17 protein-coding genes are annotated in these 14,206 nt (G+C 71.5%); 3 read left to right on the forward strand and 14 right to left on the reverse strand.

All coding sequences use genetic code 11. From position 1 onward, the window contains the following. Positions 1 to 89 precede the first annotated feature (89 nt). The 4 genes from groL to ACFYWS_RS06850 all read right to left on the reverse strand — a co-directional run bounded on the left by groL (position 90) and on the right by ACFYWS_RS06850 (position 3,927). The gene (gene groL, locus ACFYWS_RS06835) at positions 90 to 1,715 is read right to left on the reverse strand and encodes a chaperonin GroEL (RefSeq protein ID WP_389270431.1); all 1,626 of its coding nucleotides are present in this window, start codon (positions 1,713 to 1,715) and stop codon (positions 90 to 92) included. A 118-nt stretch (positions 1,716 to 1,833) separates the two neighbouring features. Further along, positions 1,834 to 2,142, reverse strand: a complete 309-nt coding sequence (gene groES / locus ACFYWS_RS06840) for a co-chaperone GroES (RefSeq protein ID WP_018528412.1) — start codon at positions 2,140 to 2,142, stop codon at positions 1,834 to 1,836. 202 nt (positions 2,143 to 2,344) lie between these two features. Continuing rightward, positions 2,345 to 2,980 carry a polysaccharide deacetylase family protein gene (locus ACFYWS_RS06845; protein ID WP_389270435.1) on the reverse strand — a complete coding sequence of 212 codons (636 nt, stop codon included), beginning with the start codon at positions 2,978 to 2,980 and terminating at the stop codon, positions 2,345 to 2,347. Continuing rightward, positions 2,977 to 3,927 (reverse strand): polysaccharide deacetylase family protein, encoded by a 951-nt coding sequence (locus ACFYWS_RS06850; protein WP_389270439.1) that lies wholly within the window; start codon positions 3,925 to 3,927, stop codon positions 2,977 to 2,979. Before ACFYWS_RS06850 ends, ACFYWS_RS06845 begins: the two co-directional genes overlap by 4 nt. A gap of 82 nt (positions 3,928 to 4,009) precedes the next feature. Here ACFYWS_RS06850 and ACFYWS_RS06855 point away from each other — a divergent pair, with 82 nt between their 5' ends. Continuing rightward, entirely contained in the window at positions 4,010 to 5,206 is a 1,197-nt protein-coding gene (locus tag ACFYWS_RS06855) for a methyltransferase domain-containing protein (protein WP_389270442.1), read from the forward strand. On the opposite strand, the gene ACFYWS_RS06860 is transcribed toward ACFYWS_RS06855, so the two are convergent. Both ACFYWS_RS06860 and ACFYWS_RS06865 read right to left on the reverse strand, forming a co-directional pair. Next, entirely contained in the window at positions 5,203 to 6,465 is a 1,263-nt protein-coding gene (locus ACFYWS_RS06860; protein WP_389270445.1) for an RNA polymerase sigma factor, read from the reverse strand. The two genes, ACFYWS_RS06855 and ACFYWS_RS06860, sit on opposite strands and share 4 nt — an antisense overlap. Positions 6,466 to 6,524: 59 nt before the next feature. Beyond that, positions 6,525 to 6,881: a YciI family protein gene (locus tag ACFYWS_RS06865; RefSeq protein WP_389270448.1), complete on the reverse strand. Its 357-nt coding sequence runs from the start codon at positions 6,879 to 6,881 to the stop codon at positions 6,525 to 6,527. Positions 6,882 to 7,038: 157 nt separating this feature from the next. Between ACFYWS_RS06865 and ACFYWS_RS06870 the strand changes: the two genes are divergently transcribed. Then, on the forward strand, positions 7,039 to 7,632 hold the full coding sequence (locus ACFYWS_RS06870; protein ID WP_389270451.1) for a class I SAM-dependent methyltransferase: 594 nt from the start codon (positions 7,039 to 7,041) through the stop codon (positions 7,630 to 7,632). Here the strand turns inward: ACFYWS_RS06870 and ACFYWS_RS06875 are convergent. The 4 genes from ACFYWS_RS06875 to tsaB are packed head-to-tail and all read right to left on the reverse strand — an operon-like array spanning position 7,629 to position 10,114. Then, a complete protein-coding gene (locus ACFYWS_RS06875) occupies positions 7,629 to 7,877 on the reverse strand; it encodes a hypothetical protein (RefSeq protein ID WP_389270454.1) in 249 nt (82 codons plus the stop codon). The two genes, ACFYWS_RS06870 and ACFYWS_RS06875, sit on opposite strands and share 4 nt — an antisense overlap. Continuing rightward, positions 7,874 to 8,968: a tRNA (adenosine(37)-N6)-threonylcarbamoyltransferase complex transferase subunit TsaD gene (tsaD, locus tag ACFYWS_RS06880; protein ID WP_389270457.1), complete on the reverse strand. Its 1,095-nt coding sequence runs from the start codon at positions 8,966 to 8,968 to the stop codon at positions 7,874 to 7,876. Before tsaD ends, ACFYWS_RS06875 begins: the two co-directional genes overlap by 4 nt. Next, on the reverse strand, positions 8,961 to 9,428 hold the full coding sequence (gene rimI, locus ACFYWS_RS06885) for a ribosomal protein S18-alanine N-acetyltransferase (protein ID WP_389271747.1): 468 nt from the start codon (positions 9,426 to 9,428) through the stop codon (positions 8,961 to 8,963). The genes tsaD and rimI overlap by 8 nt, the downstream gene beginning before the upstream one ends. Before the next feature lie 26 nt (positions 9,429 to 9,454). Beyond that, positions 9,455 to 10,114 carry a tRNA (adenosine(37)-N6)-threonylcarbamoyltransferase complex dimerization subunit type 1 TsaB gene (gene tsaB, locus ACFYWS_RS06890; protein ID WP_389270460.1) on the reverse strand — a complete coding sequence of 220 codons (660 nt, stop codon included), beginning with the start codon at positions 10,112 to 10,114 and terminating at the stop codon, positions 9,455 to 9,457. Between the two features lie 116 nt (positions 10,115 to 10,230). Between tsaB and ACFYWS_RS06895 the strand changes: the two genes are divergently transcribed. Beyond that, the gene (locus tag ACFYWS_RS06895) at positions 10,231 to 10,785 is read left to right on the forward strand and encodes a hypothetical protein (RefSeq protein WP_389270463.1); all 555 of its coding nucleotides are present in this window, start codon (positions 10,231 to 10,233) and stop codon (positions 10,783 to 10,785) included. A gap of 19 nt (positions 10,786 to 10,804) precedes the next feature. Here ACFYWS_RS06895 and ACFYWS_RS06900 read toward each other — a convergent pair whose 3' ends face one another. From ACFYWS_RS06900 to alr, 4 genes are all read right to left on the reverse strand, one after another. Beyond that, a complete protein-coding gene (locus ACFYWS_RS06900) occupies positions 10,805 to 10,996 on the reverse strand; it encodes a hypothetical protein (RefSeq protein WP_389270466.1) in 192 nt (63 codons plus the stop codon). Positions 10,997 to 11,147: 151 nt separating this feature from the next. Further along, a complete protein-coding gene (gene tsaE / locus ACFYWS_RS06905) occupies positions 11,148 to 11,687 on the reverse strand; it encodes a tRNA (adenosine(37)-N6)-threonylcarbamoyltransferase complex ATPase subunit type 1 TsaE (RefSeq protein WP_389270469.1) in 540 nt (179 codons plus the stop codon). Beyond that, complete coding sequence (locus tag ACFYWS_RS06910; RefSeq protein ID WP_389270472.1) at positions 11,650 to 12,894, reverse strand: alpha/beta fold hydrolase; 1,245 nt, start codon at positions 12,892 to 12,894, stop codon at positions 11,650 to 11,652. Before ACFYWS_RS06910 ends, tsaE begins: the two co-directional genes overlap by 38 nt. Before the next feature lie 120 nt (positions 12,895 to 13,014). Then, positions 13,015 to 14,181: an alanine racemase gene (gene alr / locus ACFYWS_RS06915; RefSeq protein ID WP_389270475.1), complete on the reverse strand. Its 1,167-nt coding sequence runs from the start codon at positions 14,179 to 14,181 to the stop codon at positions 13,015 to 13,017. Positions 14,182 to 14,206: the final 25 nt, after the last annotated feature.

Below are 14,206 nucleotides of genomic sequence, written 5' to 3' on the forward strand. Positions count from 1 at the left end.
GACGGACGTCGGCCACGGCAAAGGCCGAGGCCCGGCCCCCGTCATGAACGGGGGCCGGGCCTCGGTCGGGTCAAGCGGAGCGCAGCGGGTCAGTGCGAGTGACCGTGCCCGTGGCCGCCGGCCTCGGGCTCCTCGTCGGCCGGCTTCTCGACGACCAGGGTCTCGGTCGTGAGCAGCAGGGCCGCGATGGAGGCGGCGTTCTCCAGGGCGGAGCGGGTGACCTTGACCGGGTCGATGACGCCGGCCTTGACCAGGTCGACGTAGTCGCCGGTCGCGGCGTTGTAGCCGTGGCCCTTGTCGAGCTCCTTGACCTTGGAGACGATCACGTAGCCCTCCTGGCCGGCGTTCTCGCCGATCCAGCGGAGCGGCTCGACGACGGCGCGGCGGACCACGGCGACACCGGTGGCCTCGTCGCCGACCTTGCCGAGGGAGTCGTCGAGGACCTTGGAGGCGTGCACCAGAGCGGAGCCACCACCGGAGACGATGCCCTCCTCGACCGCGGCGCGGGTCGCGGAGATGGCGTCCTCCAGACGGTGCTTCTTCTCCTTGAGCTCGACCTCGGTGGCAGCACCGACGCGGATGACGCAGACGCCGCCGGCCAGCTTGGCCAGGCGCTCCTGCAGCTTCTCGCGGTCCCAGTCCGAGTCCGTGTTCTCGATCTCGGCCTTGATCTGGTTGACGCGGCCCTTGACGTCCTCGGACTTGCCGGAGCCGTCGACGATGGTCGTGTCGTCCTTGGTGATGGTCACGCGGCGAGCGGAACCCAGCACCTCGAGACCGGCCTGGTCGAGCTTGAGGCCGACCTCTTCGGCGATGACGGTGGCACCGGTGAGGGTGGCCATGTCCTGCAGCATCGCCTTGCGGCGGTCACCGAAGCCGGGGGCCTTCACGGCCACGGCGTTGAACGTGCCGCGGATCTTGTTCACGACCAGGGTCGACAGGGCCTCGCCCTCGACGTCCTCGGCGATGATCAGGAGCGGCTTGGAGCCACCGTTCTGGATGACCTTCTCCAGGAGCGGGAGCATGTCCTGGATCGAGCCGATCTTGCCCTGGTGGATCAGGATGTACGGGTCGTCGAGGACGGCCTCCATACGCTCCTGGTCGGTGACGAAGTACGGGGACAGGTAGCCCTTGTCGAAGGCCATGCCCTCGGTGAACTCGAGGTCCAGGCCGAAGGTGTTGGACTCCTCGACGGTGATGACACCGTCCTTGCCGACCTTGTCCATCGCCTCGGCGATGAGCTCGCCGACCTGGTTGTCCTGGGCGGACAGACCGGCGACGGCCGCGATGTCGGACTTGTCGTCGATCGGGCGGGCGGTCGCGAGGAGGTCCTCGGACACGGCCTTGACCGCGGCGTCGATGCCCTTCTTCAGGGCGGCCGGGGAGGCACCGGCGGCAACGTTGCGCAGGCCTTCCTTGACCAGGGCCTGGGCGAGCACGGTGGCGGTGGTCGTACCGTCACCCGCGATGTCGTTGGTCTTGGTCGCCACCTCCTTCACCAGCTGCGCGCCGAGGTTCTCGTACGGGTCCTCGACCTCGACCTCGCGGGCGATCGTGACGCCGTCGTTGGTGATGGTGGGGGCGCCGAACTTCTTGTCGATGACGACGTTGCGGCCCTTGGGGCCGATCGTCACCTTGACCGTGTCGGCAAGCTTGTTGACGCCGCGCTCGAGGGCGCGACGGGCGTCCTCGTCGAACTTCAGGATCTTCGCCATGGAGCTGAATCAGTCCTCTCGAAACGAACCGCGCCCCTCGCACCCGGCATTCTCAGCGGGGGCCAGGGGCGCAGCTCAAAGCATTCTGCTTCGGTGAAGCTGGAAAAGCTTGGGTGAATTACTTCTCGACGATCGCGAGCACGTCGCGAGCCGAGAGGACGAGGTACTCGTCGCCGTTGTACTTCACCTCGGTGCCGCCGTACTTGCTGTACAGCACGACGTCGCCGACCTTGACGTCGAGCGGCAGGCGCTCGCCGTTCTCGAAGCGGCCCGGGCCCACGGCGAGGACAGCACCCTCCTGGGGCTTCTCCTTCGCGGTGTCCGGAATGACCAGGCCGGAGGCCGTGGTCTGCTCGGCGTCGAGCGGCTGGACCACAATGCGGTCCTCGAGCGGCTTAATGGCAACCTTGGAGCTGGTGGTCGTCACGATCCGGTCTCCCCCTTCGGAGATCTACGGGGTTAACAGTCTGGGGTGGCGACCAGGTGGATCCGTCGTCGCGGGTGCCGGACCTGCCCGTCGCTGTTGGCACTCTCCAGTGGTGAGTGCCAGGGCCGAGACTATGACCGCGATTAGCACTCGGTCAAGCGGACTGCTAATCGACTCCGTCGCTGATCGGTGGACCGGCGGCTCACAGGTAGTCCTCCAGGGCCGCCACCTCGTACCCCTCGGCCTCGATACGGCGCAGGAGACCCGGGGTGGTCTCCGCCCGCGCCCCGAGGATGTCGCCGGGTCGCAGCCGCCCCGCCGGATCGCGCCACAGGACGATCGCGTCGACGCCGCACTCGGCCGCCGCCTGGAGCGTGTTCGCGTCGTACGCGCCCCGGGGCGGATGGAACAGGCGGGGCGCCGCCCCGAAGCGGGCCTCGACGCGGTCGCGCTGGCCGCAGATCTCGGCGTGCTGCTCCACGTGTCCGAGGCCGGGCAGGAGGGCGTGGGTGAGGGTGCGGTTCTGCACCCGGGCACCCAGGGCGCTCAGTTCGCCGAGGCGGCCCACGCCCGGGCCCGCGCCCGCGAGGAACAGCGAGACCGGGAGGCGTCGGTCGCGGACCAGGTCGACGAAGCGGGGGTCCCGCCCGGCCCCGTCCTCGTACGCGAGGAAGACCACCTTGTCGCTGGTGGGGATGCGGGAGACGACCGGCGGGACCGCCGCCTCGGCGCCCGCCGCAGGCCGCGGTGGCGGGGCGGCCTCCCGCGCGCATCCGGTGAGCAGGATGGCGGCCAGGGCGCAGCCGAGCGGCCGCGCCCACGGCCTGCGCGGTGTCACAGGTAGTCCTCCAGGCGCGCCACCGAGTAGCCCCTGTCGGTGAGGTACTTCATGAGGTTCCGGATCATGTCGGGCATCGTGCCCTTCCAGTCCTCGCGGCCCCTGAAGTGCGTGAGCAGGATGTCGCCCGGATGGATGCTGCGGTCCCACTCGCGGTAGTCCATGCGGTCCACGAACGCCTCGGCGTTCCAGATCGGGACGTACTCGATGCCGCATGCCTTGGCGGCGCGCAGGGTGTTCTGGTTGTAGTCGCCGAAGGGCGGGCGGAAGAGCGTGGGCCGCTTGCCGTACTTCTCCGCGATGACGTTCTGCATCCCGCAGATCTCCTGCTTCTGCCGCGCGTACGACAGGCCGGGCAGGAACGGGTGGTGGAGCGTGTGGTTGTTGAGGGTGATGCCGCGGGCCTGCATCTTCTTGAAGTAGCCGTACTCGGGCCTGACCTCGGCGTCGGTCAGGAAGGCCGTGTACGGGATCCGCAGCTCGCTCATCATCTTCAGGAACCGCGGGTCCTTCTCGGCCCCGTCGTCGATGGTGAGGAAGACGACCTTGTCCTTGGTCGGGATCGTCGTGAACACGGGCGGCAGGCCGAGTTCCTTCTGGCCGTCGACCTCGAAGCCCTTCCGCGCCTCGATGACCGGCTTCTTCGCCGGCGGGCGCGGGGCGGTGAGCGGCACGTCGGCGAGGCCCCAGCGCTTGGTCGCCGCGACGAGCGCGGCCCGCTGGGCGCGCAGCTTCTCCGCGTACGAGTCGAGGGCCCGCGCGGGAGGAGCCTGGAGGCCCTTGTGCGCTTGCTGGCCGGGGGCCGGTTTCACGGGCTCGGCGTCGCCGCCGGCCGCGCATCCTGTGGCGAGGGCGGAGGCGGCGAGCAACGCGCCCAGGAGACGGACACCGCGTCTCCTCCTGACCAACTTTCGGACGCTTTTTTCGTTTTGTCGTACTAGTTGCATGGCGCCGGATCCTGGCAGCTCACGGACCCGTTCCCGGGCAGACACCGCGGCCTGGCGCGCACCGTCGCCCGCCTGGCCCACAATGGGCCGGGTGAGCTCCTCCCCTTCGCCCGCCGCCTTCTTCGCCCTCCTGACCCCCGAGGGCCAGGCCCTGCTCGACGAACTCCGCGACCACGATCCGGCCCAGGAGCTCGCGCTCGCCACGAAGCTGCGCCGCGAGCATCCGGCCGAACTCGTGTCCGCCGCACTCGCCCAGGCGCGGCTGCGGCAGCGGGCGGTGGCGAAGTTCGGGGCCGAGGACGCGGCCCGGATGTACTTCACGCCGAACGGGGTCGAGCAGGCGACCCGGACGAGCGTGGCGGCCTACCGCGCCGGCGCCTTCGAGCGGCTCGGCGTGCGTTCCGTGGCCGACCTGTGCTGCGGCATCGGCGGCGACGCGATCGCGCTCGCGCGCGGGGGGATCCGTGTGCTCGCCGTCGACCGGGACCCGCTGACGTGCGCGGTGGCGCGGGCGAACGCGGAGGCGCTCGGTCTCGCCGGGCTCATCGAGGTGCGCGAGGCGGACGTCACCGAGGTGGACACGTCGGCGTACGACGCCGTGTTCGTGGACCCGGCGCGGCGTGGCGGCCGGGGCCGCATCTTCGACCCCGAGGCCTACTCCCCGCCCCTGTCCTGGGCCGTGTCCGCCGCGCTCAAGGCGCCGCGCGCCGCGCTGAAGATCGCCCCCGGCATCCCGCACGAGGCGATCCCCGCGGAGGCCGACGCCGAGTGGATCTCGGACGGGGGCGATGTGAAGGAGGCCGTGCTGTGGTTCGGCACGGAGCCCGGGACGATGCGGGCGACGCTGCTTCCGGGGCCGCGGGCGCTGGCCGGGCGCGGGCTGCCGGATCCCGAAGTGCGGCCTGTGGGGCGGTACTTGTACGAGCCGGACGGCGCCGTCATCCGGGCGCACCTGGTCGCCGAGGTGGCCGAGGAGGTCGGCGGCGGGCTCCTCGACGAGACGATCGCGTACGTGACGTCCGACGAACTGCACGCCACGCCCTACGCCGCCGCGTACGAGATCACCGACCAACTCCCCTTCAACGTGAAGAAGTTGAAGGCGTTGCTGCGGCAGCGGGAGGTGGGCGTGCTGACGGTGAAGAAGCGGGGGTCGGCGGTCGAGCCGGAGGAGTTGCGGCGCAAGGCGATGCCGAAGCCGTACGGAAAGGTGGCGGCCACGGTCTTCCTGACCCGGGTCGCGGGCGCGCCCACGATGCTGGTGGGCGCTCCGGTCGCCTAACGGCCTCCGGCCCGGCCCAGCAGGAACTCCCGCTCGCGTGCGTTGCGCGTGAGTGACGCCGCACGCGCGAACTCCGCCCGCGCCTCCCCCGTACGCCCGAGGCGCTCCAGCAGATCCCCGCGCACGCTCGGCAGCAAGTGGTAGTCGCGCAGGGCGGGTTCGCCGGCCAGCGCGTCCACGATCGCGAGGCCCGCCTCGGGTCCTTCCGTCATCGACACCGCGACCGCCCGGTTCAGCTCCACCACCGGGGACGGCGCGCGGGCCGAGAGGAGGCCGTAAAGGGCCGCGATCTGGGCCCAGTTGGTCTCCTCCCAGGTGTGCGCCTGCGCATGGCACGCGGCGATCGCGGCCTGGAGGGCGTACGGGCCCGGCGCCGCGGACGACACGGCGTCCGCCCTGCCGAGCGCGGCGAATCCGCGGCGGATCAGCAGCTGGTTCCAGCGTGTCCGGCGCTGGTCCCTGAGCAGGACGGGCGCGCCGTCGGGCGTCGTGCGGGTGGCCGCGCGCGACGACTGGAGCTCCAACAGTGCGGCCAGGCCGTGCACTTCGGGCTCCTTCGGCATCAGCGACTGGAGCACGCGGGCCAGGCGCAGGGCATCCTCGCACAGGGCCGGGCGGAGGTAGTCGTCGCCCGCCGTGGCCGCGTACCCCTCGTTGAAGATGAGGTAGATGACTTCGAGCACGGAGCCGAGTCGGGCCTCGCGGTCGGGCCCGTACGGGACTTCGAAGGCGACGTTCTTCGTGGCCAGGGTGCGTTTGGCGCGGACGATGCGCTGGGCCACCGTCGCCTCGGAGGCGAGTACCGCGCGGGCGATCTCGGTGGTGGTCAGGCCGCCGAGCAGGCGCAGCGTGAGCGCGACGCGGGCCTCGGCGGACAGCACCGGGTGGCAGCTCATGAAGACGAGCCGCAGCAGGTCGTCGTCGATGTCGTCGGGGTCCGGGGCGCCCGGTTCCTCGTACGCGAACTCCGTTGCCCTGCCGACCTCCTGGAGCTTTCGGGCGTAGTTCTCGCGGCGCCGCACGAGGTCGACGGCGCGGTTCTTGGCGGTGGCCGTGAGCCAGCCGCCGGGGTTGTCCGGGACGCCGGCCGCCGGCCACTTCTCCAGGGCGGCGACCAGGGCGTCCTGGGCCAGTTCCTCCGCGATGCCGACGTCCCGTACGAGGCGGGTGACGGCCGCGATGATGCGCGGCGCCTCCATCCGGAAGACCGTCTCGACGGTGTGGGCCGTGCTGTCGTCTCGCTCTGTCACAGCCAACATCAGACACCGGGGAGGGCGCCGGGCCAAGGCCCGGCCCACGGCGACCGGTCAACAGCCGGTCAGCCCTCCGCGATCTCCCGGATCTCGGACGTCACGGTCCAGTGCTCCTCGTGGACCCGCAGGAACCTCTTGGTCCACTCCAGACACTCGGCCTCGTCCTTGGTCTGGAGGATCGCGTAGCCGCCGATGACCTCCTTGGTCTCGGTGAACGGGCCGTCGGTGACGGTGATGTCACCCTTCTCGTAGTGCACGCGCTTGCCCTGCGCGGTCGGGGTGAGCCCGGCCGTGTCGAGCAGCACGCCGGCCTTCGTCATCTCCTCGATGAGCGCGCCCATGCGCTGCATCAGCGCCTCGCTGGGGCCCTCGGCGGGGGCGTTGTTCTCGTCGACGCGGACCATGGTCAGGTAGCGGGGCATGGTGTTCTCCTACGGTTGCTTCGCTTGCCGTCGACCGCCTCTCGCGGCCTCTCACCCCTACGTCGAACGGGAACCGCCCGGATCGACACGACCGCGGAAATTTCTTCCGGATTCTTTTGACGGCGCCCGAATCAGCCGTCTGCGAAGGTCACTGCCCATGCCGTTCGACCACAACGACCACTACCACTCGCTCCTCCTGCGGCGACTGCCCGCGCACGGCCGCACCGCGCTCGACGTCGGCTGCGGCACCGGCCGCTTCGCACGGCGGCTCGTGGCGCGCGGGTACCGGGTGGACGCGCTCGACCCGGACCCGGCGACGCTGGCCGTGGCGGAGGCGGCCGGTGGCGGGCCGCGCTACCGCGTCGCCGACGCCGCGCAGGCCGAACTCCCGCCCGGTCGCTACGACGTGATCAGCTGCCTGGCGAGCCTGCACCACATGCCGTTCGAGACGCTGACCCGCTTCCGTAAGGCCCTCGCGCCCGGCGGCCGGCTGCTCGTACTGGGCTGCTACGACGGCGTCACCCCGTGGGACGTGGTCGCGTCCCCGACGAACGCGGTGGCGCGCCTCGCCGTGTACGCGGGCGAACGCGCCCGGGGCGTCCGCACTCCCCCGCCGCAACCCCCTGTGCGGCAGCCGGAGATGCAACTTCCGGAGATCCGCCGGGAGGCGGCACGCCTGCTCCCCGGCAGCGAGGTGCGCCAACTGCTCTTCTGGCGCTACCTGTTGACGTACACGACAGCGGACGCCTAAGCCGCCTCGAACCGCCAGCGGTGCACCGCACGGGTCACCAACTCGTCCGCGGGTTCCGGCAGTTCGGGGAGGGCGTCGCCGTACTCCGCGTCCCACCACGTGATGACGAGGACCCGGTCGGCCGGGGCGCGGAACGTCTCGCGGCGCTCCGGGGCCGGTTCGAGGACCTGCTCCTTCGCCCAGCTCAACAGCTTCTCGCCGCGCCCCTCGACGGCGCGGGCCTCCCACATCAGCGCGACGGTCATGAGTACAGGTTCTCCTTGCTGACCTCGTGCACGTGGTCGTGATGGTGGTGGCCGGGCACGTGCGGCTCCGTCACCGGGAGCGAGGAGTCCGCGGACAGGTCCCACGACGAGGGCAGCCGGTTGCGCGCCACCATTTCGGCGCCGAGCGCGGCGACCATCGCGCCGTTGTCCGTGCACAGCTTGGGGCGCGGCACGCGCAGCCGGATCCCGGCCCGCTCGCAGCGCTCCTGGGCGAGGGCGCGCAGCCGCGAGTTGGCGGCGACGCCACCGCCGATCATGAGGTGGTCGACGCCCTGGTCCTTGCAGGCCTTCACGGCCTTGCGCGTCAGCACGTCCACGACGGCCTCCTGGAACGACGCCGACACATCGCGCACCGGCACGTCCTCCCCCGCCGCCCGCTTGGCCTCGATCCAGCGGGCCACAGAGGTCTTCAGGCCGGAGAAGGAGAAGTCATAGGCCGGGTCGCGCGGTCCTGTCAGTCCGCGCGGGAAGGCGATCGCGGTCGGGTCGCCCTCCTTCGCGTACCGGTCGATGACGGGCCCGCCCGGGAAGCCGAGGTTCAGCACCCGCGCGATCTTGTCGAAGGCCTCGCCGGCCGCGTCGTCGATGGTGGCGCCCAGGGGACGTACGTCCGAGGTGATGTCCGTGGAGAGGAGGAGAGACGAGTGCCCGCCGGAGACGAGCAGCGCCATCGTCGGCTCGGGCAGCGTGCCGTGCTCCAGCTGGTCGACGCAGATGTGCGAGGCGAGGTGGTTGACGCCGTAGAGCGGCTTGTCGAGCGCGTACGCGTACGCCTTGGCTGCCGACACCCCGACCAGCAGGGCGCCCGCGAGGCCGGGACCGGCCGTGACGGAGATGCCGTCGAGGTCTTTCGCCGTGACGCCCGCGTCCTTCAGGGCACGCTGGATCGTGGGGACCATCGCCTCCAGGTGCGCGCGGGAGGCGACCTCGGGGACGACACCGCCGAAGCGGGCGTGTTCGTCGACGCTGGAGGCGACGGCGTCGGCGAGCAGGGTGGTACCGCGGACGATGCCGACGCCGGTCTCGTCGCAGGAGGTCTCGATGCCGAGGACGAGCGGTTCGTCAGCCATGGTTCTTCTCTTCACTCACGGTGTTGTTGTTCAGGCGCATCACGAGCGCGTCTACGTTGCCGGGCTGGTAGTAGCCGCGCCTGAAGCCGATCGGCTCGAAGCCGAAGCGCTCGTACAGCTTCTGCGCCCGCGTGTTGTCGACGCGCACCTCCAGCATCACCTGGTCGACCTCGAAGGCGGTGGCGTGCCTCAGGAGTTCGGTGAGCAGCCGGGCGCCGAGCCCGGTGCCCCAGTGATCGCGGGCGGCGGCGATGGTCTGGATGTCGGCGACGTCCCCCGAACCGGCGACGCCCCCGTACCCGACCAGCTTCTCGCCCTCGTACGCGACCACATAGCGCCGCGTGGAACCGACCCCGCGGGCGTGCGCGAGCTCGGACCAGAACATTCCGCGCGACCAGGCGTCGTCCGGGAAGAGCTCCTTCTCCAGGGCGAACACGGGGTCGATGTCCCACCAGCGCATCTCGCGCAGCGATACGTCCACGGCTGTCACTTGGGGGTGACCACCTTGTAGTTCTTGGGGACCTGCGCGTCGGGGCGGCGCAGGTAGAGGGGGCGCGGTTCGAGGAGTTCCTCGCCCGCGGCCAGCTTCTCGGCGGCGAGGGCGGCGAGCGCCGCGGCCGACACGTTCTGGGGCCCGCGCGCGTCCGGGAAGGTGTCCGGGAAGAGCAGCGCGCCCGCGCCGACGGCGGGCAGGCCCTCCACGAGGGAGGCGATGTCGGCGGGCCGGTCGACGGCGGCCTCGGTGACCCGGGTCCGCGCGTCGTCGTAGCGCGCCCAGTACACCTCCTTGCGCCGCGCGTCGGTGGCGACGACGAAGGGCCCGTCCAAGGCGTCCCGCGCCTCGTACGCGAGGGCGTCGAGCGTGCACACGCCGTGCACCGGCACGCCGAGCGCGAGCCCGAACGTGTCGGCGGTCATCAGGCCGACACGCAGGCCGGTGTACGGTCCCGGGCCCACGCCCACGACGATCCCGGTGACGGCGTCGAGCCGCAGGCCGGCCTCGGTGAGCACCCGGTCGACGGCGGGCAGCAGCAGTTCCCCGTGTCTACGAGCGTCCACCTGACTCGACTCGGCTACGACGGAGGTCCCGTCGTGCAGGGCGACGGTGACGGCGGGGGTGGCGGTATCCAGAGCGAGCAACAGCACGCGAACAGCCTACGACCACCGGAAGGCGGACACGTCCGGACTTCCCGCAAGGCCGGGCCGCGGGGCCTCGACTGCTACCGTCACCCTGAGGTTCGTACTTGAGAGGCAGGCACCTGGTGGCACGGAGCAGCACCGGATTCGTGACCGCGCTCACGGCGGGATCACTCGTCGTGGTCGGCTTCCTCGCCTACCAGGCGTCGGCGAGTGCGCCCTCCGACCTCGCCGAGAAGAAGCAGGGCTCCTCGCCCTCCGCCTCGGCGTCGAAGACACCCAAGAAGGAGACGGACCCGAAGGCGCTGCCCGCGGGCTCCGGCAAGGGCGAGCGTGTCGTGTACGCGCTGGGCGGGGACCGGGTGTGGCTGGTCGGCCCGGGCAACAAGACGAAGTCGACGTTCCGGGTGACGCCCGGCACGGTGGACCCGGCGCCCGGCTCGTACGCGGTGACCTCCCGCTCCGGCTCCGTGACCGGCACCGACGGCGTCCCGATCGAGCACGTGGTCCGCTTCGCCACCACGAACGGCGTGGCGATCGGCTTCAGCGCGGCGGTCAACGGTTCGACGGCGGCCCCCGACCCCGGCAAGCAGACGGGCGGCATCCGCGAGTCCCGCGAGGACGCCGACGACATGTGGCAGTTCGCGACGATCGGCGCGAAGGTCGTCGTCGTCAAGTAATTCAGCCCTCGCCGGTAATTCAAGCCCCGCCGGCGCTTGAGGCGCGGGGTCCGGGGCAGCGCCCCGAGTCGTCAACCCCGTCGCGCCGCAACGACGAATCGACCCGCCGCGGCGGATTCGGCGGCGTAGACACAGCCCGCGCCGCCGCACACGACGCCAACAGATCCCGCATCGACACTGCGCGCGCACCTTCACGTTCCGAAGTCGACATGAATGCCTCCCGGCGACGGTCTAGGGGGCTTAGTTAGGTAGACCTAACCAGCTCCGACCTCCATGTGAACACGCCGAAGGCACGCCGCGCAAGAATTTGCCGACGCCCTGTCGGGATACGTACGGGACGAGATACGTGCAGGAAACGGGGGTCAGCCCGCGAGCGACCCCAGGTCCGCCTCGGTCCACCGCTCGCCGATCCCGTTCAACGTCACGACCCTGACCTCGTCCGTGGTGTCACCAGTGGCCCGGTCGATGATCACGTGCAGGCGGTCGTCGGACAGCTCCTCGACCTTGCCGTCGCCCCACTCCACGACGACCACCGAGTCCGGCAGGGACACATCGAGGTCGAGGTCCTCCATCTCGTCGAGCCCACCGCCGAGCCGGTACGCGTCGACGTGCACCAGGGCCGGGCCCTCGGCGAGCGGCGGATGCACGCGGGCGATCACAAAGGTCGGCGAGGTCACCGCGCCGCGTACGCCCAGGCCCGCGCCGAGCCCACGGGTCAGCGTCGTCTTGCCCGCACCCAGCTCGCCGGTGAGCATCACAAGGTCGCTGGGGCGCAGCTGTTTGGCCAGGGCGAGCCCCAACTCCCGCATCCCGTCCGGGGAGTTGACGGTGACGGTGACCGTGCTGACGGGCGTGGTGGCGGGCTCAGCCGCCGGGCTGTGCGGTGTTGCCGGTGTCTCCATAAATCCCCACGGTAGCGGCTGCCGGCACCGCGCCCGCACGCACCAAAAGGTCCGCGAGCCGGTCCGTCACCGCCTCGGGGTGTTCCAGCATCACGAGGTGCCCGGCGTCCGGCACGAGCACGTACTCGGCGTCCGGCAGCAGCGCCGCGATCGCCTCGCTGTGGCCGCTCGGCGTGACCAGGTCGTGCTCCCCCGCGAGGACGAGCACCGGCAGGTCCGCGAAGTGCGCCAGGGCGTCCGCCTTGTCGTGCTCCTCGAACGCCGGGTAGAACTCGGCGACCACGTCGATCGGCGTCCCCTCGATCATCCGCTCGGCGAACCGGGCGACGGCCGGGTCGACGTCCCGCGAGGCGAACGAGTACCGCTTGATGATCCCGGCGAACAGGTCGGCCGTCGCCCGGCGCCCCTTCTCCACCAGGTCGGCCCGCTGCCCGAGCGCCTTCAGTACGCCGGGCAGCACCCGCCGCACCGCGTTCACCCCGGCCACCGGAAGCCCGTAGTTGACCTCGCCGAGCTTCCCCGACGACGTACCGACGAGGGCGGCGCCCACGACCCGGTCGCGGATCAGCTCGGGACACCGGTCGGCGAGCGCCATCACGGTCATGCCGCCCATGGAGTGGCCGACGAGGAGGAGCGGCCCCTCGGGCGCGGCCGCGTCGATGACGGCCAACAGGTCGCCGCCCAGCCGGTCGATGGAGACGGGCACCCCGTCCTCGACCTGCTCGGCGCCCCGCCCCGAACGCCCGTGGCTGCGCTGGTCCCAGTACACGCAGCGGACGACGCCGCGCAGGGCCGCGCGCTGGAAGTGCCAGGAGTCCTGGTTCAGGCAGTAGCCGTGGCTGAAGACGACGGTGACGGGCGCCGGGTTCTTGCGGCCGAACAGGCGGCGTCTGCGCGGCGTCGTACCACCGGCCTCCGGGTCCACCTCGTCGACCTCGTAGTACAGCTCCGTGCCGTCCTCCGCGTACGCCTTTCCCGGCACGCCGCGCAGTGCTCCGTAGGGCCCCGACGCGTCCAGGGCGAGCCGCGCCTTCTTGCGCATCCCGCGCCCCACGGTCAGCCGCTCGACGGCGACGCCCGCGGCGGCCCCGGCCGCGACCACACCTATGGCGGCGCCCGCGAGGCCGGCCCGCCGCCAGTTCCCCGACGCGGCCCTTTCCGCCGCTTCGACGACGGCCGCCGTGGCCGGTGCGCTGCTCTCGCTCACGTGCCGCTCCCTGCTCCGCGTCCTGCCTGTCGTCCGGTGTCGGGTTACCCGTTCCGTTGTTGCTTCACATGGTGGCGGCTCGGACCGCCGTGTCGGTGGACCTTCAAGCCGTGACGCCGGTCACGCGCGCGTGGTGCCGCCTTCCTCGTCCACGTAGACGCGCGGTACGCGGGATCCGATGCGCGTGACGATCTCGTACGCGATGGTGCCCGACGCGACCGCCCAGTCCTCGGCGGTCGGCTCGCCGTCGTCACCGGGCCCGAAGAGCACCGCCTCGTCCCCCGCCGCCGGCTCGTCGCCGCCGAGGTCGACGACGAACTGGTCCATGGCCACCCGGCCCGCGACCGTGCGCCGCTTGCCGCCGATCAGGACCGGGGCCGTGCCCGACGCGTGCCGCGGGATGCCGTCCGCGTAGCCGAGCGGGACGAGGCCGAGCGTCGTCTCGCCCGGTGTGACGTAGTGATGCCCGTAACTGACGCCGAGTCCACCCGGAGCGTGCTTCACGAGCGCGAGATGCGCCTTCAGCGTCATCACGGGGCGAAGACCGAAGTCGCCGGGCGCGCCGACCTCGGGGCTCGGCGAGATCCCGTACATCGCGATGCCGGGGCGCACGAGGTCGAAGTGCGTCTCGGGAAGGGTCAGCGTCCCGGGCGAGTTGGCGATGTGCCGGACCTCCGGGGTGACGCCTTCGCCCTCCGCGTACGCGACCATCTCCCGGAAGGCGGTCAGCTGGGCGGCGATGGACGGATGCCCCGGCTCGTCGGCGCACGCGAAGTGCGACCAGAGCCCGGTGACGTTCACGAACCCGGCCCGCTGCGCCTTCAGCGCCTCCCGCACGAGCTCGGGCCAGTCGCCGGGCAGGCATCCGTTCCGCCCGAGGCCCGTGTCGGCCTTGAGCTGGATACGGGCGGTCCGGCCTGCCGCGCGCGCGGCGTCGACGACCTCCCGCAGCGCCCACATGCCGCTCACTCCCATGTCGAGCCCGGCCTCGATGCCCGCCCGCCAGGGCCCGCCCGGCACCCACAGCCAGCACATGATGCGCCCGGTGAGACCCGCCGCGCGCAGCTCCAGCGCCTCCTCGGCGGTGGCGGCGCCCAGCCACTCGGCCCCCGCCTCCTTGGCGGCCCGCGCGACCGGGATCATGCCGTGCCCGTACGCGTCCGCCTTCACGACCGCCATGAACGCGGCCTCGGGCGCGTGCGCGCGCAGAGCCCTCACATTGGCCTTGAGCGCGGCCAGATCGATCTCGGCGCGGGCGCGGAGCGGGGCAGTCACGTTCTCGTTCATGGTGAGGTCAGTGTCTCAGAGGGGT

This window comes from Streptomyces sp. NPDC002795 (assembly GCF_042888725.1).
Lineage (GTDB): Bacteria > Actinomycetota > Actinomycetes > Streptomycetales > Streptomycetaceae > Streptomyces.